Source organism: Mycobacterium alsense, assembly GCF_002086635.1.
GTDB lineage: Bacteria > Actinomycetota > Actinomycetes > Mycobacteriales > Mycobacteriaceae > Mycobacterium > Mycobacterium alsense.
This window is the reverse complement of sequence record NZ_MVHD01000012.1, coordinates 27,000-49,343: the sequence shown is the minus strand read 5'-3', so window position 1 is coordinate 49,343 and position 22,344 is coordinate 27,000. Positions and strand designations below refer to the sequence as shown.

The 22,344-nt window shown below is 61.9% G+C and carries 21 protein-coding genes and 1 pseudogene; 9 read left to right on the top strand and 13 right to left on the bottom strand.

Going from position 1 to position 22,344, the window contains the following annotated elements; all coding sequences use genetic code 11:
* Positions 1-427: 427 nt before the first annotated feature.
* Positions 428-1,756, top strand: a complete 1,329-nt coding sequence (locus BST11_RS09735) for a hypothetical protein (RefSeq protein WP_142276271.1) — start codon at positions 428-430, stop codon at positions 1,754-1,756.
* 553 nt (positions 1,757-2,309) lie between these two features.
* Here BST11_RS09735 and BST11_RS09730 read toward each other — a convergent pair.
* The 3 genes and pseudogenes from BST11_RS09730 to vapB form a co-directional block, all read right to left on the bottom strand.
* The gene (locus BST11_RS09730; RefSeq protein ID WP_142276270.1) at positions 2,310-3,473 is read right to left on the bottom strand and encodes a hypothetical protein; all 1,164 of its coding nucleotides are present in this window, start codon (positions 3,471-3,473) and stop codon (positions 2,310-2,312) included.
* Between the two features lie 1,240 nt (positions 3,474-4,713).
* Positions 4,714-5,126, bottom strand: a pseudogene (locus BST11_RS09725) (PIN domain-containing protein).
* Complete coding sequence (gene vapB / locus BST11_RS09720) at positions 5,117-5,341, bottom strand: type II toxin-antitoxin system VapB family antitoxin (RefSeq protein ID WP_083137737.1); 225 nt, start codon at positions 5,339-5,341, stop codon at positions 5,117-5,119. Before vapB ends, BST11_RS09725 begins: the two are co-directional and overlap by 10 nt.
* A gap of 1,101 nt (positions 5,342-6,442) precedes the next feature.
* Between vapB and BST11_RS09715 the strand changes: the two genes are divergently transcribed.
* Positions 6,443-7,645 carry a hypothetical protein gene (locus tag BST11_RS09715; protein ID WP_142276269.1) on the top strand — a complete coding sequence of 401 codons (1,203 nt, stop codon included), beginning with the start codon at positions 6,443-6,445 and terminating at the stop codon, positions 7,643-7,645.
* An 820-nt stretch (positions 7,646-8,465) separates the two neighbouring features.
* On the opposite strand, the gene BST11_RS09710 is transcribed toward BST11_RS09715, so the two are convergent.
* The 5 genes from BST11_RS09710 to BST11_RS09690 all read right to left on the bottom strand — a co-directional run bounded on the left by BST11_RS09710 (position 8,466) and on the right by BST11_RS09690 (position 11,493).
* The gene (locus tag BST11_RS09710) at positions 8,466-8,909 is read right to left on the bottom strand and encodes a type II toxin-antitoxin system VapC family toxin (protein WP_083137735.1); all 444 of its coding nucleotides are present in this window, start codon (positions 8,907-8,909) and stop codon (positions 8,466-8,468) included.
* Entirely contained in the window at positions 8,906-9,148 is a 243-nt protein-coding gene (locus BST11_RS09705; protein WP_264010374.1) for a type II toxin-antitoxin system Phd/YefM family antitoxin, read from the bottom strand. The genes BST11_RS09710 and BST11_RS09705 overlap by 4 nt, the downstream gene beginning before the upstream one ends.
* Before the next feature lie 267 nt (positions 9,149-9,415).
* A complete protein-coding gene (locus tag BST11_RS09700; protein ID WP_158086779.1) occupies positions 9,416-9,763 on the bottom strand; it encodes a type II toxin-antitoxin system PemK/MazF family toxin in 348 nt (115 codons plus the stop codon).
* Positions 9,760-9,999 carry a hypothetical protein gene (locus BST11_RS09695; RefSeq protein WP_083137729.1) on the bottom strand — a complete coding sequence of 80 codons (240 nt, stop codon included), beginning with the start codon at positions 9,997-9,999 and terminating at the stop codon, positions 9,760-9,762. The genes BST11_RS09700 and BST11_RS09695 overlap by 4 nt, the downstream gene beginning before the upstream one ends.
* Before the next feature lie 264 nt (positions 10,000-10,263).
* Positions 10,264-11,493 (bottom strand): hypothetical protein, encoded by a 1,230-nt coding sequence (locus tag BST11_RS09690; RefSeq protein ID WP_142276268.1) that lies wholly within the window; start codon positions 11,491-11,493, stop codon positions 10,264-10,266.
* 889 nt (positions 11,494-12,382) lie between these two features.
* Between BST11_RS09690 and BST11_RS28475 the strand changes: the two genes are divergently transcribed.
* Together BST11_RS28475 and BST11_RS28470 are read left to right on the top strand one after the other, a co-directional pair.
* Entirely contained in the window at positions 12,383-12,637 is a 255-nt protein-coding gene (locus tag BST11_RS28475; protein ID WP_244897598.1) for a type II toxin-antitoxin system Phd/YefM family antitoxin, read from the top strand.
* Positions 12,630-13,046 carry a type II toxin-antitoxin system VapC family toxin gene (locus BST11_RS28470; RefSeq protein WP_264010372.1) on the top strand — a complete coding sequence of 139 codons (417 nt, stop codon included), beginning with the start codon at positions 12,630-12,632 and terminating at the stop codon, positions 13,044-13,046. The genes BST11_RS28475 and BST11_RS28470 overlap by 8 nt, the downstream gene beginning before the upstream one ends.
* 296 nt (positions 13,047-13,342) lie before the next feature.
* On the opposite strand, the gene BST11_RS09680 is transcribed toward BST11_RS28470, so the two are convergent.
* Positions 13,343-14,575, bottom strand: a complete 1,233-nt coding sequence (locus BST11_RS09680; RefSeq protein ID WP_142276267.1) for a hypothetical protein — start codon at positions 14,573-14,575, stop codon at positions 13,343-13,345.
* Between the two features lie 897 nt (positions 14,576-15,472).
* Between BST11_RS09680 and BST11_RS09675 the strand changes: the two genes are divergently transcribed.
* The 4 genes from BST11_RS09675 (at position 15,473) to BST11_RS09660 (ending at position 16,872) form a co-directional block, all read left to right on the top strand.
* Positions 15,473-15,700 carry a ribbon-helix-helix protein, CopG family gene (locus BST11_RS09675; RefSeq protein ID WP_083137721.1) on the top strand — a complete coding sequence of 76 codons (228 nt, stop codon included), beginning with the start codon at positions 15,473-15,475 and terminating at the stop codon, positions 15,698-15,700.
* Positions 15,697-15,999 (top strand): toxin, encoded by a 303-nt coding sequence (locus BST11_RS09670; protein WP_083137719.1) that lies wholly within the window; start codon positions 15,697-15,699, stop codon positions 15,997-15,999. The genes BST11_RS09675 and BST11_RS09670 overlap by 4 nt, the downstream gene beginning before the upstream one ends.
* Before the next feature lie 313 nt (positions 16,000-16,312).
* Positions 16,313-16,597, top strand: coding sequence for a type II toxin-antitoxin system Phd/YefM family antitoxin (locus BST11_RS09665; protein WP_083137836.1), 285 nt, complete (start codon positions 16,313-16,315; stop codon positions 16,595-16,597).
* Positions 16,594-16,872, top strand: a complete 279-nt coding sequence (locus tag BST11_RS09660) for a type II toxin-antitoxin system RelE family toxin (protein WP_083137717.1) — start codon at positions 16,594-16,596, stop codon at positions 16,870-16,872. Before BST11_RS09665 ends, BST11_RS09660 begins: the two co-directional genes overlap by 4 nt.
* Before the next feature lie 376 nt (positions 16,873-17,248).
* Here the strand turns inward: BST11_RS09660 and BST11_RS29405 are convergent, their stop codons facing one another.
* On the bottom strand, positions 17,249-18,448 hold the full coding sequence (locus tag BST11_RS29405) for a PPE family protein (RefSeq protein WP_083137715.1): 1,200 nt from the start codon (positions 18,446-18,448) through the stop codon (positions 17,249-17,251).
* A gap of 14 nt (positions 18,449-18,462) precedes the next feature.
* Positions 18,463-18,762 (bottom strand): PE family protein, encoded by a 300-nt coding sequence (locus tag BST11_RS09650; RefSeq protein ID WP_083137835.1) that lies wholly within the window; start codon positions 18,760-18,762, stop codon positions 18,463-18,465.
* Positions 18,763-19,594: 832 nt separating this feature from the next.
* On the opposite strand from BST11_RS09650, the gene BST11_RS09645 reads away from it, so the two are divergent.
* On the top strand, positions 19,595-20,158 hold the full coding sequence (locus BST11_RS09645) for a MarR family winged helix-turn-helix transcriptional regulator (protein WP_083137713.1): 564 nt from the start codon (positions 19,595-19,597) through the stop codon (positions 20,156-20,158).
* A 4-nt stretch (positions 20,159-20,162) separates the two neighbouring features.
* Here BST11_RS09645 and BST11_RS09640 read toward each other — a convergent pair whose 3' ends face one another.
* Both BST11_RS09640 and BST11_RS09635 read right to left on the bottom strand, forming a co-directional pair.
* Entirely contained in the window at positions 20,163-21,026 is an 864-nt protein-coding gene (locus BST11_RS09640; RefSeq protein ID WP_083137712.1) for a peptidylprolyl isomerase, read from the bottom strand.
* Between the two features lie 72 nt (positions 21,027-21,098).
* Positions 21,099-22,247: a hypothetical protein gene (locus BST11_RS09635; RefSeq protein WP_244897596.1), complete on the bottom strand. Its 1,149-nt coding sequence runs from the start codon at positions 22,245-22,247 to the stop codon at positions 21,099-21,101.
* Positions 22,248-22,344: the final 97 nt, after the last annotated feature.

Genomic DNA, 22,344 nt, shown 5'->3' with positions numbered 1-22,344 from the left:
TGTCGTGGTGATCGGCCTCGAAGACGGTACCCAGTGCGTGAGATGAGATGCCGCAGATATGCGTTCCACAGCAACGCCTTTGAGGTCAACTTTGCAGTGTGATCAGTGGTGGCGCCGCTGAGCGAGACCGTGTTCGGCTGATTCGAGTCGCTCCACTGCGCTCGGGCACGGCTGCTCGCGCGCCACAAACTTTGAAGCGGAAACGCTGCGACGGGGAGGCACACGCGTGCATGATCGGTGGTTGCCCCTGCGGCGAGAGAAATTGGCGACAAATTGTGAATCGCGACAATCAGAATATGGTTTCGTGATTGCCCGAGATTGCAGAAAAGTAGCCGCGGCAATGACTGATAAATGGCGCCAATTTCGCGGATATTTCTCAGGTACGTTCACCTCACTCGATAGCCCGAAACACACAAAGGAGATGGTCGTGGACCTCGCCGCCCGCCGCCCCCACCTCAGCGCCGGCATCGCGTTGGCCAGCGCCGCCGTCATCGCCGCCGGCCCGATGACCCAACACCTACCCAAACTCGATGTCACCCAACACCTCCCCAAGGTGAGCGTGACCGACATCAACCTCACCGACGCCACCGAAAGCATGATGGATCTGTTCGCCGGCGTCGAAAGTCAACTCGCCTCCCTCGCCGGTGGCGGAGCACCCGCAGCCGCAGTACCCGGAGACGTTCTAGGGGAATTGGCCCAGCCCGTCGAGACCTGGATGAACGCGATGGCGGCCGCGGGTGGCAACATCCAGGCGGCCGTCTTTGCGCAGGAAGCGAAACCCTTCCCAATTCTTCAGCAGATCGGTGCCAACTTCGCTCAATACGCGAAGATGTACGTCGGCGCATACCAGACCGCCGCAACCTCTCTGGTGGCAGGTTACTTTGGGAAACCGGCCGGTTTTGCTCTCACTAACCCGGGCGACACCCTGCTGAGGTTCAACACGGCGCTAGCTGAGTTAGCGGCGGGCAATTACGCCGCCGGCGTCCCCGACCTTTACGCCACTACCATGGGATCGCTGATCTTGGGGCCGGCGCAGCAGCTTGAGTCGATTCTGCAAATCCCTGCGCTCATGTCGCAAAACTTTGCCAACGCGCTTACCTACGCGACCAGCACTCCCGGCTTGGCGGCCTTGTCTGGCCAGCTTCTCACCAGCATCCCTCCCAATACAGCGACGACCTTGGGCGCCAGCCTGCAAGCCATCAACAACTCCTGGGCGGCTGGGGACCCGATCGGGGCGCTGGCCAACGCCGTCGACACACCCGGCCAACTTTTCAACACGATATTCAATGGCACCTTCAAGCCAAGCAGGGGCTGGAATAACGGCCTGCTCTCCGGGGTGCAGACACAACTGCGAGTCTTCCAGCAGACCCTCGCGGGCAAGATCGTCACTCCCGGCGCCACAAACATCGTCGCGGGCGGCACCCTGCAGGGCGCGTTACAGAACACCGGGCTTTCGATCGTCAACGGCTGGCCCGACGTTAGCGGGTTTGGCCCCACCCTCAACGTCGAGGCCCCTGCCCTCGCGCCGTTCTACAACAACGTCCTAAGCCCGATCGGCAGCCAATTGCTCACCGCCGGCAGCCAACTGGGTTCCCAGATTGGTGGCCAACTCACCTCGCTCGCAAGTGAATTGTCGTCCCTGCTGCAAAATAGCACCGCCTCGATCGCGACCAGCCTGTCGTCGTTGGGCAGCATGGCCGCGACATTCGCCAACGTAATCCCCGCGTTCATCCTCAGCCTCCTGAAGATGCTATAGATCCGGAGGCGTGCCGCCGAGGCAGGTGATCGATCGCCAAGGATTGGCCCCCCTTCCCGCGAAGGGGGGCCAATCCTCTTGGGCGGCGCGATGGAGGCCACAGCGAGGCTGGCGAACCTTCAAAGCGGCGGCCAAGAAGCTGGGTGGCCCGACCCGGTCGTCGAGACCGCTGGTGGTCATGCCCGGGCAACCAGGTACTTCACTTCACGACGGTGACTGCTATGTCCTCAACGCGAACGTGTGCCTCTGCGCGATTCGCCCCTGACAATGCCGACCATGTCGCTTTACCGCCGTTGGTTGTAAGGGTTCTCGCCGGTGACGAGCCGGCGAACTGATGCTGTGCAGTGTCATCCGGTTCATCGGGACTTTCGGCACCCTGCCTCGGCGACGACCGGCACACCGTGGGTTTGGGCAGACCCGACGACCTTGAGTGCATCCCGGGACCGGGAATTCAACCGGGCCGCATCGCGGTGCACCGATTGGCCCCCTCCTCGCGGAGGGGGAGAATCACCATTCGATTGCTACGTGCCTTGCGGGCAACTCTGCATCGAACTCACAACAATCTGAGGAGGTTTATCAGCAGCGTCCCGATTTGGGTTCCAATGGCGCCAAGCGTCGACGGCAAACTCGACAGGATCGATGGCAGGCTTTGCAGCGATCCAGTCAATGCACCACCGATGCCGTTCACCACACTGCCAAGCGACGGCCAGCCGTTCATCAACTGGTTAACGAAGCCCTGTAGCGCCGCGGAGAGGCTGCCGCCGTTTGTAATGTTCTGGGCGCCAGGAGTAACGATCGCGCCAGCGAGGCCCTGGGGGACGGTGTTCACAACTTTATCCAATAAATCGGTAAGGCCATATAGAATGTTCGATGGAACACCGTTGATCATACCGTTCAACGTTATGGGGGCCACGTTGAGCAAATTGGTCGCTAACCCCACTGGATCTCCTGCGACCCATGAATTGTACACAGGCTGCATCGCCTGGCTGAAGGCGAATCCAGCTGCGGTCGGCCACTCGACGATACCAAAAAGACCGAGGTTAGTAATACCGGTAGTTCCCAGGTAGTTGACCGCATTCGCCATATTCTGGGTGATCTCGATCGGGACTTTCGTTAGCGACTCAAGCGGTAACGCGATATTCGTTATGGGGTTCTGCCAAAATCCGTTGACGAGCTGGAAAATTCCTTGCTGAATTTTACCTGCGGCGAAATTCGTTTGTGCCTGGATGAGCGATCTCGAGAGGGTACCGGCACCCGATCCGAAGAAATACTTCACAGCGGCGTTTGCGGAGGCTTTGAACTGGATGGTGTAGATATCCCCGTATTGGAGCCAGTTTGCGGCGACCTGCTGAAGGACCGGGAAAGGCAACCGGGTCCAGTTATTGAAAATTGTTTGCAAATTGGAGCCCGTGGTCTCGAACGTATTGATCCACGTCTGGATCGGGTTGGCGACCGTACTGACGACGGCTGCGGGCACCGCGGCCGCTGCTGCTCCGCCGCTGGCGAGCGAGGCGAGTTGGTTCTCCACGCCGGCAAACAGGTCCATCATGCTTTCGGTGGCGTCGGTGAGGTTGATGTCGGACACGCTCACCTTGGGGAGGTGTTGGGCGACATCGAGTTTTGGTAGGTGTTGGGTCATCGGGCCGGCGGCGATGACGGCGGCGCTGGCCAGAGCGATGCCGGCGCTGATGTGGGGGCGGCGGGCTGCGAGGTCCACGACCATCTCCTTCGTGTGTGTTTCGGGCTATCGAGTGAGCTGAAGGTACCTGAGAAATACCGGCCGAATAGACGCCATTTAGCAATGGTTGTGGCGGTCGCAGCTCTTCAAATATTGGTGCCCGCGAGACTATATCCTCAATAATCCAGTCCGCATTTTCGGCGCGATCTTTATCGCCGCGTCGGAGAGCCGATCGGTCACGTGGAAGACCTAGGCGTTTCATCTGGGTTCGCTGTCAAAATATTTGTGCGGACATACAGGCAGGCCACGTCCACACAGCCCCGGCGCCAGGCACCGAGATTCCCGGTTTCGATGCGCCATCGAGCGCTGCTTGCATCCTTGCCGTCTTTCCATATACCTTGGCGCACAACGTATCCGAAATCACCGCACCGCCTGCGCCCAGCGCCCTCTCGGTGGACGGCGGCAAACGGTCGACTCGACGCGACACATCGGCCTGCGACGATCTATCGACACAGGGAGGCACCCGTGAATTAACACTCAAGCGAGAAATATTCGCGGGATCATCATCGCGTGATAAGTACTGCAACACGCGGCTCCCTCCGCACCTGGGGCGACCGCTGGGAAATAAGACGAATATCCCGACCACGCCGGCTGTGGACATGTATCGAATCTTGGATCAAATGCAAAAGCCTCATCATTGTTGACCGTTAACTATTCGCGTTCCCGCCACCCTCAACTAGGCATCAATAGTCTTTCGCACTCGTTTGCCGAACGCCTCTCTGCGCGATTGTTGGCGTCGCGCCACAGCAACTGTGGGGCCCGCCTCGACCGGGACTCGTTGTGCGTTTCCCAAGCCGGTCGGGCTCAACAGCGCGGTCTACGGCAACCAGCCGGGCAGCTCGCCATGTCGCGGTCTACGCCTTCGCCCTCCTGGTGATACTTTTGCCCACACCGCGTATCGACGAGCTCTCGGAGCAGTGCGGGGAAAAGGGATGAGAAGCCCCTACTACGTTCTGTACGCCTGGCGAGACGTCCTGTGATGGCCGAGCGCCACACCATGATTCACCCCCCGCCTCACCTGGCTGATCGTGCAGATCCACCGCGACCGGCCGGCGCCGTGGCCGGTCGCGGTGGGCGATCAATGACCTGGCCACGTTGCTGGCTCGCACCCAGCAGGTGGTGTCGCAGACCCGCAGCAGGCTGGCCGGGGTGATGGCAGGTTCGGCCAATGTTCAAAGCGCGTCGCTGATGAATGGGGCTCTATTGTGTAACAAATAGTTCACGCCAAGGTGTCGATGGGCTGGCCGGTGATGCCGGCGATGAGCGCGAAATCTTTATCTGCTGCCAAGACTGTCAGCCCAGCCTTTTCGGCGGTCGCGGCAATGAGCAATCGGGGATCGAGGGCGCGCGGTGCTGACCCCGGTCGGCCAGAAGCATCTGGACCTCAAGTGCCCGGTCCTCGACGGCCGGCGTCAAATATTGCACCGGCATCAGCGACAGCGGCGGTGAGGCGAATTCGCCTCGACCAGCCCGGCCGCTGCGGGCCGAGTAGCCCAGTTCGAGCCGGGTGATGGTGGATAGGTGAACCAAGCCACGGCTGATGCGGGCGCTCCACTTCTCGACATCTGGAGTCTGGCCGAGCTGAAGACGCGCGTAGGCGGACTTGTCGATCAGCCAACTTGTCACCGCCACGCGGCCGCCATCACGTCCGGATCCCCGAGATCGGCGAATGTTTCGGCCGACCGTCTCCAATCTTCGATGGTGACGATCCGCTTGACCGGTTGGGCGGCCGCTTGCTCGAACATGCGACGCAAATACTCATTGCGCGATAGCCCAAGACTTGCCGCAGCGGTGTCGATGTGCTCGACAGCTTCCCTGGACAGCTCCCTGATCAGAATATCCGGCATACCGCCCACCTCCCAATAGCGTGATATCACGCTATCACATGCCGAGCCTTGAGGTGAGCGTTAAGGTGAGCCGCCGAGTTGTCCGTCGGTCTTTTGGCGTGTGCCCATGGCTACCGGCATGACAACCCACCGCATCAACCAAGTCCCCCACACGATAGCCGACCAGAAAAGCCTGCCCCTGGTCATCGGCGGCAGCAGGTAAGCCACGGACAACGTGCGGCGAACGGTCGCCTCCTGCGCCCAGGCGCGTGGGGCTGGTCTGCTGGCATCTGGTGGTGTGCGGAGTGAGATACAGCGGCGGTTCGGAGCAGCTGTGGGCCAGGGTGTGGGGATTGCTGTGTGGTGAACGAACAACGGTGATGCAGAAATGGTCGGCAAACGACCGTCCGAGAAGCGAATTGTGCGGCAATGGGCAGGACGGGGACGCGAAGAGATAGCGCGGTCGGTAATAACCGGGGTTGTCATGGAGCCGCAGAATCTGTGAATCTCAACGACCTGCAGCGTGAGATCTTTGTAAACACTTTCCTACCGTCGACCGGCGGGCGGGAAGGGTTCCGTGCCGGCGGTGTTTGATAACCGGGCTCTCTCAGACTTGCAGAGGGTTCTTATCTGATGCTCATCGGCTGGGAAACGCCGTGGTGGACACCCCATGGGGGCCGTCAACGAGCCCCGTGTGTCGTGCGCCCCGGCGGCAGGAAAGCGCCAGCGCCGAGGCGTCGACAGGCTTGCATGCGTTGCACGGCAACGTCTTTAGCGGTCTTCACGCAGCGTCCGGGTTGTCGGGCATCGCGGGCCCACAGCAGGGTCCGCCCCGGATCCAACCCGCTCCGGGGGCTCACGGTCCCGGTGCCAGATGCCCAGAAAATTGAAAGTGGAATCGCCTGAACCGATGGATCGCAGGCCTATCCGAATGATATTTCATCCACGGCAGAACAGCCGGGCATTAATTACGGACGAAACTATTACAAAATAGCTTCGCGCGGCTGCCAGATATTGAGAAAAGCCATCCCCACAATGGCTGATTAATGGCGTCGATTCGGCCGGTATTTCTCAGGTACGTTCAGCTCACTCGACACCCGAAACCACACAAAGGAGATGGTCGTGCAGCTCACCGCCCGCCGCCCCCACATCAGCGCCGGCATCGCTTTGGCCAGCGCCGCCGTCATCGCCGCCGGCCCGATGACCCAACACCTCCCGAAACTCGATGTCACCCAACACCTCCCCAAGGTGAGCGTGGCCGAGATCAACCTCACCGACGCCGGCAGCAGCATGGTGGATCTGTTCGCTGGCGTGGAGAGCGAACTCTCATCGCTTGCCGGCGGCGGAGCGGCAGCGGCCGCCGTGCCCGCGGCCTATGTCAGTAACGCGGTCAACCCCCTGCAAACGTGGGCGAACGTCCTCCCGCAGACCCTGACCAACATCGAAACGATCGCCAACCAGTGGTTACAGTACCCTGCGCCGGTCCTGCAGCAAGTCCTCGCTAACGTCATCCAATATGGCGTCGACTACATCACGCCGTACAGGAACGTCGCTAACGCCCTCGTGACGTATTACACCGGGCCCGGTGCAGGCAACTTTTACGGTCAGCTAGCAAGGGTGTCCACCAAGTGGGGCCAGGGCCAGATCAGCCAAGCCGTGAGTACTCTTTATGGTGCGTTCATAACCGCCCCACTCCAAAGGTTACTACCGCTCACCAAAACTCTCACCATACCGGGCTTAATGCTGCAAAACCTTACTAATGCGACGAACTATCTTCTTGGAACCGGTCTCACGACATTAGCTAATGCCTTCACTAGTGGGCCAGCTACCGCTTTCAATGCGCTGGGCGGCTCTTTGCAAGCTGTATACAACGCGCAAGTCAGCGGAGACTCGCTCGGAGCACTGACCAACTTCCTGGATATTCCCGGCCAAATGACGAATGCTTTCTTTAATGGTTACGCGACAGGCTTTGGATGGCTTAACCCCGGACAGGGCGCCTTCTTCAATGGCGGCTTTATATCCGATTTGGTGGATCTCATTCCTCGACAGCTCGCCCAGCAGATAGTCGCTCCAAACGCTCAGAATATCGGGCAGGGCGGTACGCTGGCGGCCGCATTGCAGAACTTGGAAACCGTGGCGACTCAGGGCTGGCCATCGCTGACCCCCATAATGAACACGCTAACGTCCAATCTGAGCAACATTGGTTCCCAGTTGACTGGGCTGCTTCAGAACCTGCCGTCGGTTCTTTCGAATCTCCCTTCGATGCTAAGCACCATTGCGACCGGAGTGGGAACGTTCATCATCAACCTCCTGCGGGCGCTCTGAATTCGGTGACAGGCATTTCGCACGCAAGCGGTAGCGAGTCAGCGGCGATCGTCCCCCTTCGCAAGGAGGGGGACGATCGTTTGCATTTAGATCTTTGCCCATCCGTACCATGATAGGTCCGCCGTTACGGCGGCTTGGGCAGGCTTGGGCAGGGATTTGTCGGGTGCGGGCTCGTTGGCGGACACGATGAGACCGAGATCGGTTCGCAGCTCTTCCCTCAGCGATTTCTACGGTTGGCCCTGTCTGCAAAGCTGCAGGGGCCGTGACGATTGAGCCTGGTGGGCACCGTACAACCGATTTGGCGCCCCCTTCGCAAGAGGGGGACCAGTTCTTTGGTGATCGACCAGGTTTCGTCGTGGGCAAACCCTCGGTTGGTGAATCCCCTGAGTTTCCATACGCCTCGGTGTTTTGTGAGCCAGCCGATTGCTCGGTCAATGGCCACACAGAAAGGGTCGGCAAACAATGGTCGTAAAGCAACCGCTGTCCTGCGGTCGTGGATATTCGTGGTCTCCCGGACCCTGGACGTCAACACCGGCTATTGCTGACCGCATTGTCTGTTCGTGTTCCCACCCTGTCAAATGCCACCCAATTGCGTTTTCGGCAATCGTTTGCCGCCGATGTTCGCGTCGCCATTGTTCACCCCACCCCACAGCAACCCCGACATCCCTGTCCCAGCGGTGCCCTCACCGCGCATACCCCGCCCCTTGACCACGCCACCACACAGGCCAATCAGCCAACCCCGAACACCCCGCCCTGGCAGGAAGCGCAGACACGACGGGTTTGCGACTAAAAGCCTGCCGATGGCTGTCGGCGAGCGTTTCTATTCCGGTGGTGTCGGGGTTTGGGTGGTGTCGTAGGTGCTCATGCCCAGTTGCATCCATGCGGTCAGCAGCCGTTGGTCACCGGATGCGGCGACGTCGTCGTCGTCATCGAGTTGTTCGGCCGAGGCGGCGTGCATCGCGTCGTAGCCACGCAGGTTAAGGCGGTAGGCCAACTCTGCCGCACGGTTGACCAGGTGCTCATCGATTTCGATAACGTCCATCTGCGACCACATCGCCTCAAGGCGCCGACGGCCATCACGATGCTGCCCGGCGCTGAGCCGTGCCATCCGCAACGCCTGGGCCAGCGCCGCGGCGGTTTCGACGTAGAGCAGTCGCGATGACACGATCACCTCGGCGTCGTCCCACAACCGCCGGCATGCCGCACTGCTTGGCTCATCGATGAGCAACGGCACCAACGCCGAGGCGTCCAGATAGCCGATCACCTACGCTGCTCGCCGACCAAATCACTGACGGTGGCGCCGGTGACCAGCGGGGGCGGCGCCGGCTGCTTACGGTTCCGCGCACGCTGGACCCGGCCCTGGGCACAGAGTTGCTCAAACTTCGTGGGCCGATCGACCGGCACAATACGCGCAATAGGGCGGCCGTGATCGGTGACCGTGACCGTGCGCCCCGCACGCACCTGGGCCAGATGCCGACTCAACTGATCACGCAGCTCGCGCACACCTACCTGCACCCCAACCCCTCCACATCAGCCATCACATACCACCGACAACCACCAAACCCCTCAAAGTGGCTGCTTATCGTAACCAAATTCTAGCCACAAAACCGAGGCGCCTGCCCGCAGCACCACATGGATGCCCGCAATGTGACCCCGCGTGCAGGCCGAGGCCTGCCGACGTGTGGCAACCTAGTTGGGCAACGTCGCCAGCCGCGACGATGCCACCAGCGGGCGCTGCGGGACTGGATGTGAGGTTAACGGCTTACGAGCTCAAATAAAGAACATTTGCGCCAGCACGCGGCGCACGTCGTTGAGTTCGGCGGCGGATAGCTGGATCTCGGGTGCGTAGCGGCGAAACCGCTCGGTGGACACCGTGCGGATCTGCTCGGTGATGACCCAGCCACCGCCGGAGCTGACGTGGATCCGGTGCAGCCAGCCGGCGCGCTCGGTGCTGGTCAGCGGGAGCACGCAAATCAACTGCCGCATCGTGAGGTCCAGATGGAAACGCGACGAAACCACCAGCGCGGGCCGGTCCTTGCCCTGCTCGCGGCCGCGTACGGGATCGAAGTCAACAAACCACACTTGCCCCGGCTCAACGCGCCGCGGCAGGCGCCTCACCGTATCCACTCATCGGCGATCGGCGCCTCGACGTCCGACCATTCCTGGGCTTCGTCGACATGGTCGGCCCAACCTTGGGGGTCACCTTGGCGATAGCGGTGAACCGCGGCAATGGCGCTGGCCTGCCAGTGCTCGTTGATCAGCCGGCGGATCGTCTCATCAGCCGAGGCACCCCCGAACTCCTCGCGACCGATGCGCAACACCTGCTCACGAGTCTCGTCACTCACACGCAACATGACACGAGCATACGCCGCGTGTAAACAGCATCGTTAACGAGCCGTGGGTCTCACGCAACGAGGGCCACAGGTGGCCCACCTCCTCGGTTTGCGTGTGTAACCATCGCACCGTGGCCTACCTTTCAAACCCCTCGTCACCGGCCTAGATTTCGACCCGCCGTCAACAGGGCTGTGAGACGATCGGCCCCCTCCGCCACGTAACTTGCGGAGGGGGCCGATCGCTGTGTGGAGGTCACCGGCTCGCGCCGGCGACCTGCACCGGACTTAGAGGAGCTTGAGAAGGTTGGAAATCAACAACCCAATATTGCTGGTCAACCATGCGCCAGCTTGGCCCAAAAGCGATGGGAGATTCGACAGGACCGACGGAATGGTTTGCAGGAGTTGCGTCAGTCCAGCATTAATATCGTTGACCACGGGCGTTAGGTTCGGCCAGCCATTGATCAGCTGGTTCACGAATCCCTGGAACGCCCCAGCAAGACTGCCGCTCTGCGTGAAGCCCTTGGTTACGTTGCCGCCGACAATCGGCACCGCGCCGGGAGCAACGATCGCCTGTGAGTACAGCTGAGGCAAAATATCCACCAGCTCATTAAGCAGCCCATTAGGAGAATTCAACTTAGCTGGGCCAGCACTGAGCAAGCCACCGTTACCAACGAATCCATTGAGCGCGCTATTCACCACTGCCCCGGGGGTGTTGATCAAATTCGCTACTGCCCCGCCCGCGTCCCCAGTGTTCCACGCATTGAAAGCAGCTTGAAGGCTCCCACCCAGGCCCAGCTGAACCTGGTTGGGAAAGTTAAGCAAAGCAAAGGCACCTACGCCCGTCAGGAAGGGTGAGGCGGGCCCAAACAGAAAGTTGGTCGCGTTGTAGAGCTCATGCGTGATATTGGGGATGATGGTGGTAACGACTTCCATCGGCTGCCCGATGCTTGTAAACGCGCCACCCCAGAACGCGGTGTACAAGGCCGTTATCGCGCCGGATATGTTGCCCCCTGTGAAGTCGGTGAGCGCCGTCTGGAGCTGCGGCTGAAAACCCGATTTCACCGAGGTAAAGAAGTTCACCGCGTTTGTCGCGGCATGCTGGTACGCCCCGACGTAGATCCCCGCATAGCTGAGCCAGTTAGCCCCGACCTGCTGCAACACCGGGAACGGAATCTGGCTCCACCGACCAAAAATCGTCTGCAGGTTGGTGCCCGCCGTCGTGAACGTATCAACCCACGTCTGAATGGGTAGAGGAAGCCCCGTCGAGGCGGCGGGGAGCGCGGCCGCACTTGCTCCGCTCGCCAGCGAGGCAAGCTGATTTTCCACGCCGGCGAACAGATCCATCATGCTTTCGCTGGCGTCGGTGAGGTTGATGTCGGCCACGCTCACCTCGGGAAGGTGTTGGGCCACATGAAGGTTGGGCAGATGCTGAGCCATCGGGCCGGCGGCGATGACGGCGGCGCTGGCCAGGGCGACTCCGGCGGTGATGAGGGGGCGGCGGGCTGCGAGGTCCACGACCATCTCCTTTGTGTGTGTTTCGGGTGTCGAGTGAGCTGAACGTACCTGAGAAATATCGGGTCAATAGGCACCATTCATCAATTGCTATGAAGTGGGCGGGTATCCAAATATCGGGCGGGATAGGCAATATTCTTATTAACGCGGCAAACAGATCATCTGCCGTGTCTTCGGCGTCGTGAGACCGCTGATCAGAAGCGCCTGTGACCGACCCATCCGCGCCCCTGGTTGGCAAAGATTTTGTGCACGACCGGCCAGCATCGGAGCGAGATGAATCGGAGCGGATTCACGATTTGGCGCAGCGACGACCAACATCCCAGATGCTATGGGTGCACCGCTAAAGACACTGCCGTGCAACGCATCTACCGTAGCCGTCCCATCCGCGCCGGTCCCTTTCTTCGAGGGCAGGGGACACAAGAGGCGTGGCCAGTCAAGACGACCCGCGACGACCGATGCGGCACGGCGCATGCCCATGTAATAAGCATCAGACGAGAAATACCCGCAAGCCTGAATTACAGTGATCAAGCCTGCGGACGCGGGCCCTCCCGCACCTCAGACGACAGTCGGAAGATCTTATAAGCGCCCCGCACCCCTACGCACGCTCTCGGGCTTCATGTGGTAATCCCTGCGATCGCTGACGGCATCATGCGGTTCGCATTCTAATTCCCACCGCCGCGACTCAAATAACTTGCCGACAATAGTTTGCCGACCATTTCTTCATCACCATTGCGCGTTCGCCAGACAGCAACACCCGCCGTCACGCCCGCACCGCCGCAGTGAATCAACCAACCGCTGCAGAGACTGTGCGTCGGACCCGGCTCAAGCCCGGCACATTTCAGCAGCGTCTTGTCGCGGTCGAACAGCGTAGCACTCGTGCTACGCTGTTGGCATGTCCAGGCAGATCACGCAGCGGGAGCTGCGCAACAACAGTGGCGAGATTATGCGCCAGCTTGACCAGGGCGAGTCGTTCGTGGTGACCCGCAATGGCATCGCGGTCGGTGAACTTTCCCCGTTGCGCCGGCATCGATTCATCAGCGCCGAGGCGGCCATCGCCGCGTTCAGGGGCGCACCCCGGGTCCGGTGGGACCGGTTGCGGGCAGATCTCGATCGGGCCGCCAGCCAGGACATCGCGCCTCGTGGCTGAGGCCCCGCGTCACCCGCAGGGGCTCATTGACACCTCGGTCGTGATCGATCTGGATCACCTCGACGCCGAGCAGCTGCCCATCGAACTTGCCATCAGCGCCCTTACCGTGGCTGAGCTGGCCGCCGGCCCGCACGCGACGGCCGATGCTGGCGAGCGCGCGCGACGTCAAGATCGCCTCCAACGAGCCGAAGCCAGCTTCGATCCACTACCGTTCGACAACGAGGCGGCGAGGGCCTATGGACGCATCTACGCCGCGATCGTCGCCACCGGGCGCAAGGCACGCGGCCCCCGAGCCGTGGATCTGTTGATCGCCGCCACCGCCCTGGCCGCCGACCTTCCGCTCTACACCCGCAACGTCGATGACTTCCGCGGACTCGAACACCTCCTGATGACCATCGTCGGCATCTGACTGACTCGCTGACGGTGAGTGACCTCACAGAGCGTCGATGCACCTGGGCTTGGCCCAAATCGCGCCGTAAAACTGCGCGTTGCGACGTTCGTGTCGGGCGTTGGTTGCGCAGGAATCAATGGCCGCCGGGAGCCCACGGGCATGCTCGACCGTGGTGGTGGCCGTTGCGCGGTCCGGGGCCGAGGTGAATCCGCCCACTTCAGACAACCAGCCTAAAAGCCGGTTGGCCCCCTCTAGCGAAGGGGGCCAACCGATGTTGGTGATCGCTTGCCGTGTTCGGCAACACTCCGGCTGATTTAGAGCAACTTGAGCAGGTTGGCCACGATCAGCCCGATGTGGGCGGCGAGGCTGCCGAGCGCGCCGCCCAATATCGTCGGCAAGTTCGACACGACCGACGGGATTTGCTGCAACCAGGCAGTCAACTCGCCTGACACGGCGTTAATGGCAGGAGTCCAGTCGGGCCAGCCGGTCGTCAGCGCGTTGACCAGCTGCTGGCCCGACACCGCGAGGCTACCCCCCGTCGAGAGGTTCTGGGCGTTGGGCGAGACTATCTGCTTTGCGAGTGTCTGGGGAATAACATTTGTGAACGTGGTGAGCAACCCGTCCTGCGGAGTCAGAAGACCATAGTGGGACCCAGACGCGTTGACAGTCCCGTTGATCACGCTATTCGCAATCTCACCGGGGATGTCGACCGCATAACCGAGCATCGCCGGCAGATTCCCCGCATTGTACGCATCCGAAACATGCTGAAGGCCTGTACTCAGAGCGCCGAAAGGCTGCGCGAGCACCCCCAAACCCACTAATCCAACCGTCGTCAAAGAACTGGTGTAGTCCACCGATGAGCCTACCATTCCATTGACGAGATTGGTGAAGTTCTGCGGTATTTGGGGCAGGAACTTCAGGGTCTGCTCCAGCGGAAGCGCGACACTGGAAAGCGGGTTCTGCACCAGAGCGAGGTACAGTTGTTGCTCCGCACCCCTGATATTCCCGGTAAGGTACATGCTCCACGCATTATGGAGTGACTTAAAGAAGAGCCCCGGCGTCCCATTTTTGTTTGCTTTAAGCAATGATACAGCGCCTGTCGCGGCGGTCTTGTACGGGGTGATGTAGTCAATTCCGTACTGGGCCCAGTTGGCGAGCATTTGCTGCCCAATGGGGAACGGGTCGGCCTGCCACAAGCCCACGTCTGTCTGCAGGTTCGCACCCGCATTCTGGAAGAGATTGACCCACGTCGCGGCGGGCAGCGGCAGCATGGCGGGGTTCAAGAAGTCGGTGAGGGCCGCCGCGGGCACGGCGGCCGCGGGTGCTCCGCTGGCTAGCGATGCGAGCTGGCTCTCCACACTGGAGAACAGGTCCATCATGCTTTCGCTGGCGTCGGTCAGGTTGATCTCGGACACGCTCACCTCGGGAAGGTGTTGGGCGACATCGAATTTCGGTAGATGCTGGGTCATCGGGCCTGCGGCGATGACTGCGGCGCTGGCCAAAGCGATGCCGGCGCTGATGTGAGGGCGGCGGGCTGCGAGGTCCACGACCATCTCCTTTGCGTGAGTTCGGGTATCGAGTGAGCTGAACGTACCTGAGAAATACGGGTCGAATAGGCGCCATTCATTGACTATTGTGGTGGCTGTTTTCTACCGAATACCAGACGGGTGTCGGGCGCTGGTCGTAATTGTCTGATGGGCTTTGCGTATTCGGTTTTGCCGCCGCAGATGAATATTGTTCGCATACGCTGTGATCGACCGATTCGGGCGCCCGTACTTCCTGCGCACGAGCCCGGTGCCGCAAGCTCCCGGGTGGTCGAATCCCGGGGTAAGGCCCCGCCCTGGGCCGGCCATTCCCGCCACCCCGGACGCTGCCGGAATACCGCTAAAAGTGTTGTTGTACAACGCATCTAGGGTAATGCCTGCTGGCGTTGCCGACGCTTTCCGTGGGAGTCGAGGCGCAGCACGGACGCGGCCCGTCATGGCGAGGAGCGATGGCCGGCCAGCCGCAGCGCAGGAGCGTGACAAGCCCCGAATGCGAATGCCCGGCAGACTAAACCCGACGATCAAACACCGCGCGCGGGGCGCCTCCCGCACTTCGCCTGGCGATGGGAAACATTCTGAATATCCCCATCCTGCAGGTCGTGGACATTCGCGGACCGACGGGCCCTCCACAACAACACACGCTATTGCGGCCTGTCGTTATCGTTTCGCGGACCAACCTCCGGACGACCCGCAATTCACGTTTCGGCGATCGTTTGCCCACCATTTCTGCGCCACCATTGTTCGCGCCACCACACAGCTACCCCATTGCCAGATCGAGAAATCCCACCGGCTCGGTCTGACCGTCACGTCATGCGGGCCCCGGCGGCCTCCCGTCCAGCCCTTGGTCCGGACCGCAATAGCCCGACACCAGCAGGTAGCATGATCGGTAGGATATTCGGTATGGCGAAACAAAAGATCTCAGTCAGCGTCGCCACCGACGTATTGGCCGCGGCCGACGCGGACGCCAGGTCGGCTGGCCTGAATCGTTCGGAGTTGGTCGAACAAGCCCTGCGCAACGAACACCTGCGTGTGGGATTGCAGACCTACACCAGCCGCACCGCTGCGGCGCTGGATATCGACGGCTACGCGCAGAAGATATATCAGGCCAACCGCGCCGCCGGCTTGTGATCAGCCCAGGTGATATCGCACCACGGCGCGACAGTGAACACGAACTCTACGTCGCGGTCTTGTCCAACGCGATCCATCTCAGCGCTGCGACCGGACGAGTGATCACCTGCCCATTTATTCCCGGCCACCTTCCCCAGGACGCAGTGGCGATGGTCGTCGCCGTTGACCAGCCCCACGGCACACTTTTACCCGAATTGGTGCAGTGGCTTCCGCTGGCCGCCCTCGACGAACCGATCGGCGCCGTCAGTGCAGCAGCCCTGCGACAGACCACGGCAATCGTGACCGCCCTCATCAGCTGAACCCGGCCGGGGCCAGGTGCCGACATTTCTGTGGCCCGAGCATGGCCCATCCACTTATGGTGTGCTTGTCGGCTGAGCGCGACCAGTCCACAACAACGCGACCCCCTTACCCCGATGACACTCAACCAGGAGTTCAGCCAACAAGTCATATTGGCGTGAAACCGGCTTTGCCGCGCATTGGCGGCGGCCTGGTCGCGGATTTCCTCTGTTGTCATGGTTGTCGAGGGTGGCTGCGATGCCGTATGTAGTCAGGACCGCGCGCCCGGACGAGTCGTCCTGGACGCCGGGAAAACTTCTAGTCATACTTATGACTATGACTGAAGTCAGCTCACTGGCACAGGCCAAGGCTCATCTGTCGGAATTGGTAGCCCGTGTCGCTAACCTGCACGAACGGATCACGGTCACGGTGCATGGACGTCCCACGGCGGTCCTGGTGGCCGTCGATGACCTTGAATCACTCGAGGAAACGATCGCGATATTGTCCGACCCGGCAGCGCTGCGCGCCCTTGGCCAGGCCGATGCTGAGCTGGCGCGCGGGGAAGGGCAGAACCAGGACAGCCTTGCTGCAGCGATGCGAGCACGCCGAGCCAGGACGTGACCGACCCGCGATACACGCTGATCATCGCCCCGACAGCCAAAAAGCAGTTAGCCGAGCAACTTCCCGAATCCGTGGCGTTCGCGGCCTACGAGTTCATCGTTGGCCCGTTGCTCGAAAATCCTCATCGAGTTGGCAAGCGGCTCCGAGCGCCGTTGAATGATCGCCATAGCGCACGTCGCGGTACCTACCGTGTGCTCTACCGCATCGACGACGAGCAGCGAAACGTCACCGTCGTCGGCATATTCGCCCGCTCGGAAGCCTACCGCGCCCAGTAGACGACAGCTTCCACACTCCTCAACGCAGCTACCGACGGGCAAGGTGGGCCGCCGTGGTGGGTGCGAAGATTTCGGATATGCCGGGCGTTAGCTGGGGCCGGGATCGGCTGTGAGCGTGGACGGCCGGGGTTGCTGTGTGGTGGCGCGAACAATGGTGGCGCAGAAATGGTGGGCAAACGATCGCCGAAACGTGAATTGCGGGTCGTCCGGAGGTTGGTCCGCGAAGCGATAACGACAGGCCGCAATAGCGTGTGTTGTTGTGGAGGGCCCGTCGGTCCGCGAATGTCCACGACCCGAGCATCGCCTACGCGATCGCCACGAACCGCGGAGTGAATGTCAAATCCGGACCAAAAGCACCACGCCGCAGTGTGTTTGATTACCCGCCGAGTGGCGAGCGGGGCATGAATTTGACCGGTGGCAGCTTGTTCGCGATACCTGCGGGGCTGTGCGCGCCGCTGAGGGCGTTCATCAGCCCCTGCGCGAGCGGGCTGGCCTGCGTCCCGGCGACGGCCTGCGACAGCGGCACTGTGCTGACACTGTTCGACGGCAACAGCGGCGCGGCCCGGGTCAACCCGTCGACCCCCTGGGCGGCGTTGGACCACCCCGGCGGAATCGACAGTCCACCCAGCTGGGTGGCGCTGGCCAACTTCGCCGAGATCGAAGACCCGAACGTGCTGAGCTGGTTGCTGATCCCGCCAACCACCAGTTTCATCTTGTCGTCGACGAAATTGCCGATGGTGGTGAGCAATTCGTCGGGGCCCGACGAGACCAGCCCGGTGCTGCCGTTTTGGCCCATCGAACTCATCTGCATCAACATCTGCGCCGGGTACATCGCGTACTGGATGAACACTGAACCCTGTTGCGCCAGTGTCGTCGGATTCGCGCTCGCCAGGCTCGCCAACGAACCCAAGCCCAGTTGACTCAGCACCCCCGACAACGGACCCGACGTCGTCAACGAATCCAGCGCGCCGTTGAGCGCGCCGCCAAGGCCCGTCAACCCCGCCAATACGCTCGCCCCATCGGTGATCCCCACCGCAGGGGTGGCCGCCGCCGACGTGGTCATCGTCGGTGGCACGCTAAAGGCCTGCACCTGGACCGCAGTGGTGGACGCCGCCGCGTAGCCGTTCATCGCCGCCACGTCCTGGGCCCACATCTCGAGGTAGTCGGCCTCGGTGGCGGCGATCGCCGGGGTGTTCTGACCGAAGATGTTCGTCGCGACCAACACCGCCAGCAACGCCCGATTGGCCGCCACCACCGCCGGCGGCACCGTCATGGCAAACGCGCCTTCGTAGGCTGCCGTCGCGGCCTTCACCTGGGCACCCACCTCCGCCGCCTGGGCAGCCGTCGCGCTCATCCACGACACATATGGCGTCGCCGCAGCCGCCATCGTTAACGCCGACGGACCAGTCCACCCGCTGGTCAACGCCGAAATCACCGACTCATAGGAACTGGCCGTCGAATACAGATCAGCGGCCAACCCGTCCCATGCCGCCGCAGCGGCGACCAACGGTCCCGAGCCGGGGCCCGTGTACATCAGCCCCGAATTGACCTCAGGGGGGAAAAACGCGAAAAACATTGCGGCTGCCTTGTTCAGCGAGCCGCGGCTGCGTTAGCCGCCTCTGCCGCCGCGTAGGAAATCCCACCGCTCGCCAAGGCGCTCACGAATGCCTCATGGACCTGGGTAGCCATCGAGGCCACCGTCTGATACGCCAACCCGTGCGCCGCGAACTGTGTGGCCACCAAGGCCGACACCTGGTCGGCGGCTGGCGGGGCAACTCCCGTCGTCGGCGGTGCCACCACCGCATTCGACGTGCTCATTGAAGCGCCGATGTCGGACAAACTATCGGCCGCCGCAATCAGCAATTCCGGTTGCGTTGTCACAAATGACACGCTCCCCACCTCCTTCTACACCGCCACCAAGCGCATTGCTTGGCAGGCAACATCCAACCCTTTTGCCGGGTAGGGTGTTTCACTTCCGACACCCGGCGCGTTGTGATCCGTACTGCATTGGAACGGTGTGACGCGCGGGCAAACCCGGACGCCCCGGCAAGCTGCCGCTGCGGGCAACCGACATGCTGCATCTGTAGGCATGCTCGGCGCTACCGTCAATTGACTCCGGACCCAGGGGAACCATCGCCGGCATCGCGCCGTCGACGGTGTCCGGGACACTCGCCGAATCCAAACGCCCGTCATGTTCGCGCCCAACCCATTGAACGAAGGGTCCAGATCAACGCAGACTTGTAGAGCGCGCATTCAGACGCCTCGAGGCCTTTCAGCAACGTGACGACGCCGACCAGGCTTGCAACGGCCACTCCGGTGAGGGCTCCACGACCAAGTGCCAGTCGCATGTCCGTCTCCTCCAACGCCTTCCGTCGCAATTTGACGTGTGTCCGCACAGTATCGAAGACGTCGCCGCGAATGTGGCGTTCGGAGTTATAGGGCATAAGGCCGCATCCCATCCACTCGCCGGGCAACTAGGAGGCAGATTAGAAACCCCTGTTCATCAGCGTAGTAATGTGCCATCAGCAAATATTTACGACTGCAATATTGTTTCAACATGAAAGTACCCGCCAGTAATATGGCGCGCCATCCTAAGAAGAAATCTGGTTATGCCGCAAGGGTATTCGGGGGTTCGTTAGGTGAGCGCTTCGGCGCTACGCCCGCGCAAGATCCATTTCGAATCGCTTCTCATGACATGAAGCGTGGCCTACGATGTGCTTTCATGAACGGCCTGATCGGCGGCCGGACCGCCAGTGATATTCCCGGGTTGGATATAGCCGAACAAAAGTCCTGGGAGAACTTCCTCGCGGCGGCCATCCACGTGTACGCGGTGCTCAACGGGACACTCGCCGACGTCCACCGGCTGTCGCTCGGGGACGTGAATTTGCTGCAAATACTGAGCAATTCGCCCGGCGGCAGTGCCCGCATGGGCGACTTGGCCGTGGCCCTGCCGTCACCGCCGACGCATGTGACGAGGAAGGTCCGGCGCCTGGAAAGCCAGGAACTGGTACAGCGCGGTGTCAGCCCCACGGACCGGCGCGGTGTGATCGCCACCATCACTGACAAGGGGCGCATAGTCGCCCAGCAAGCCATGGTCACGTACGCCCGGGAGGTCCGGAAGGTGTTCCTGGCCCAGATGTCGCAGGCGCAGGTGACCGCGATGGAGGACAGGTGCCACCGGATCGCCGAGGCGCTGAAGGACTCGGAAGCGACGGCGAACCTGGTTCACCTGTCCACTCGACGCGCGCGGCACCCGGGTCCGCGTCGCAAGCCGAAGGGCGAATGATCGCTTAGCCGAGTTGCACCGACTGGATCGTCACCGCGGTGGCCGGCGCTCCGTCCTGTCCGCCGGCGGCGACGCCGGCCTTGGCGACTTTGTCCAGCGTGGCCAGCCCGTCGGGCTGGATGGTGCCGAATACCGTGTAGTCCGGCGGTAGCTGGGAGTCTTTATAGACGAGGAAGAACTGACTGCCGTTGGTGTCGGCTCCGGTATTGGCCATGGCCAACGTTCCCCGCGGGTAGAGGACCGGCTTGTGAGCCTTGGGGTCGTCGGGCTTGTATTGGTCGGTCGGGTATTCGTTGGCGAACTGATAGCCGGGGCCGCCGGTACCGTCGCCCTTGGGGTCGCCACACTGCAGGACACCGAGCTTGGGCGAGGTCGTCAGCCGGTGGCAATGCGTGTCATCGAAGAACTTCTGCTTGGCCAGGCTCGTGAAACTGTTGACGGTGCACGGTGATTCGTTGTTGGCAAGGCGCAGGCCGATGGGGCCCTGGTCGGTGACAATGGTGGCGTTGATCTGCGACGGGTCCGTGGCCACCTTGCCGGTTGGCGGGGGGTCCACCGGTTTGCTGGCCGCCTCCGGCGAGGGCGGATATTGGCAGTCGGCACCGAGTTTGGCCGACGGCGCGAATGGCGGTAGGTGCGCTACCCCCCCAGGGGGATTGGCGGAACTGGTGGCCGCCGCCGTCTTGTGGTGATCGTCGCGGTTGGCGAGGTAGATCCCGGCCGCTATTGCGGCGACCGCGACCACTGCCGCCGCCGATGTCCCGAGGATGGTCAGGATACGGCGACGACGATCTTGCTGAGCCTGGCGCTCTAGGTGTCGTTGCAGCTTGCGTTTGGCTTTTGCGCGTCGCTCTTCGTTGGTCGGCACGCCGCTATCCCTCCGTAGTTCATCTGCAGATCAGGCACGGGCATCCCTTCATGGGAAGGCCGCGCCTCTTGGTCAGGTGCCTTGGATGACGGCACAGGCCCCGAGGATCGTCGTCGACAGGTAGCTGGCCGCGTTCGCCAGATGGTTGTCGGCCGGCGCATACGTCGGCACGGATAACGCGAATGCGCGGCGGTACTGCGCCGAGAGGTTCGCGAAGTCCTGCCAGGTGAGGTTCTTGCTGTCGCGGCCCAGCTGTTCCAGGTTGCCGGCGAAGGCGGTCATGACCTGGGCGGCGGCGTAATTTGCCGCCTTTTGCTCATCACTCCACAAGATGACGGGAATGTTCGGGCTCATGCTCTGCCACGCCGCGGTTTGCTGGCCGAACTGCTCCAACGCCGACTTCCACTTCGGGCAGGTGGGATTGGGACTGGTCAAGAACGGCTTGGGGTTCGTCGGGCTTCCTACCGGCGCGACTTTCGCCGGTGACTCGCCGGGCGGGACCATCGGTCCGCGCGCTGCCGCGGACCCGTCGGTGATGGCGGTACATATCGCGCCGAGCGCCGAGGCCGCGCTGTTTGCGGTGCCGGCGAAATTGTCATCGGAGGGAACGTACTTCGGGACGTGCGACACGTAGGCGAACGCGTAGGCGATGAATTGCTCGTACAGCTCGCGCATGATCCGGTGAGGCGTCAGCTTGACCAGGCCCACGGTCTGCGCGGCCGCATTACGCATCGATTGGGCCGCGGCCGTGAACTGCACGCGCTGCTTCTCATCCCACGCCGATGCTGGGACCGAGCGGTCGCGATCATTCCAAATGCCTTGCCCGTCCTTAGCGAGCGAAGTATTGATCGCCGTCCACGCCGCGCAACTCGGGTCGTCGGTGATGACGGTGGCTGGGCCGTTGTCGTGGGCGCTGGCGACCGCTGCCGCCGCCTCCTCGGTTGAACTTGCCGGCTGCGTTGCCGGCTTCGAATTGTCCCCCGAATTCCCGCTGTCGAAGAACAGCACCACCGCCAAGATGATCGCCAAGGCGGCTACCACTGTCACCGCGCCCAACGCCCGCTTCAGGTTTTTCTTGTCATCGGGCTCGTCGATGTCGTCGTCATCGTCGTCATAGTCGTCGTCGTCATCATCATCATCGTCATAGTCGTCGCGCTCTTTGGTACGAAACCTCACGCTCGGCAGCTTAAATGAGAAGCCGCCCACTGTTGTCGAATTCACGCTTTGCGTCCAACCGAATGACGCGACCAACCGAGTGAAACGGGCCCGATTTGTTTTCACTTTGAAAGGCCCAACGACGCGGCGGGGCAGGAAGTCT

What these genes read in the sequence shown, in the direction of transcription:
- vapB (WP_083137737.1), bottom strand. Translation starts at nt 5,341, where the DNA reads ATGCCGGATATTCTGATCAGGGAGCTGTCCAGGGAAGCTGTCGAGCAC.
- BST11_RS09695 (WP_083137729.1), bottom strand. Translation starts at nt 9,999, where the DNA reads ATGTTGCGTGTGAGTGACGAGACTCGTGAGCAGGTGTTGCGCATCGGT.
- BST11_RS28475 (WP_244897598.1), top strand. Translation starts at nt 12,383, where the DNA reads ATGTCCAGGCAGATCACGCAGCGGGAGCTGCGCAACAACAGTGGCGAG.
- BST11_RS09675 (WP_083137721.1), top strand. Translation starts at nt 15,473, where the DNA reads ATGGCGAAACAAAAGATCTCAGTCAGCGTCGCCACCGACGTATTGGCC.
- BST11_RS09665 (WP_083137836.1), top strand. Translation starts at nt 16,313, where the DNA reads ATGACTGAAGTCAGCTCACTGGCACAGGCCAAGGCTCATCTGTCGGAA.
- BST11_RS29405 (WP_083137715.1), bottom strand. Translation starts at nt 18,448, where the DNA reads ATGTTTTTCGCGTTTTTCCCCCCTGAGGTCAATTCGGGGCTGATGTAC.
- BST11_RS09645 (WP_083137713.1), top strand. Translation starts at nt 19,595, where the DNA reads ATGAACGGCCTGATCGGCGGCCGGACCGCCAGTGATATTCCCGGGTTG.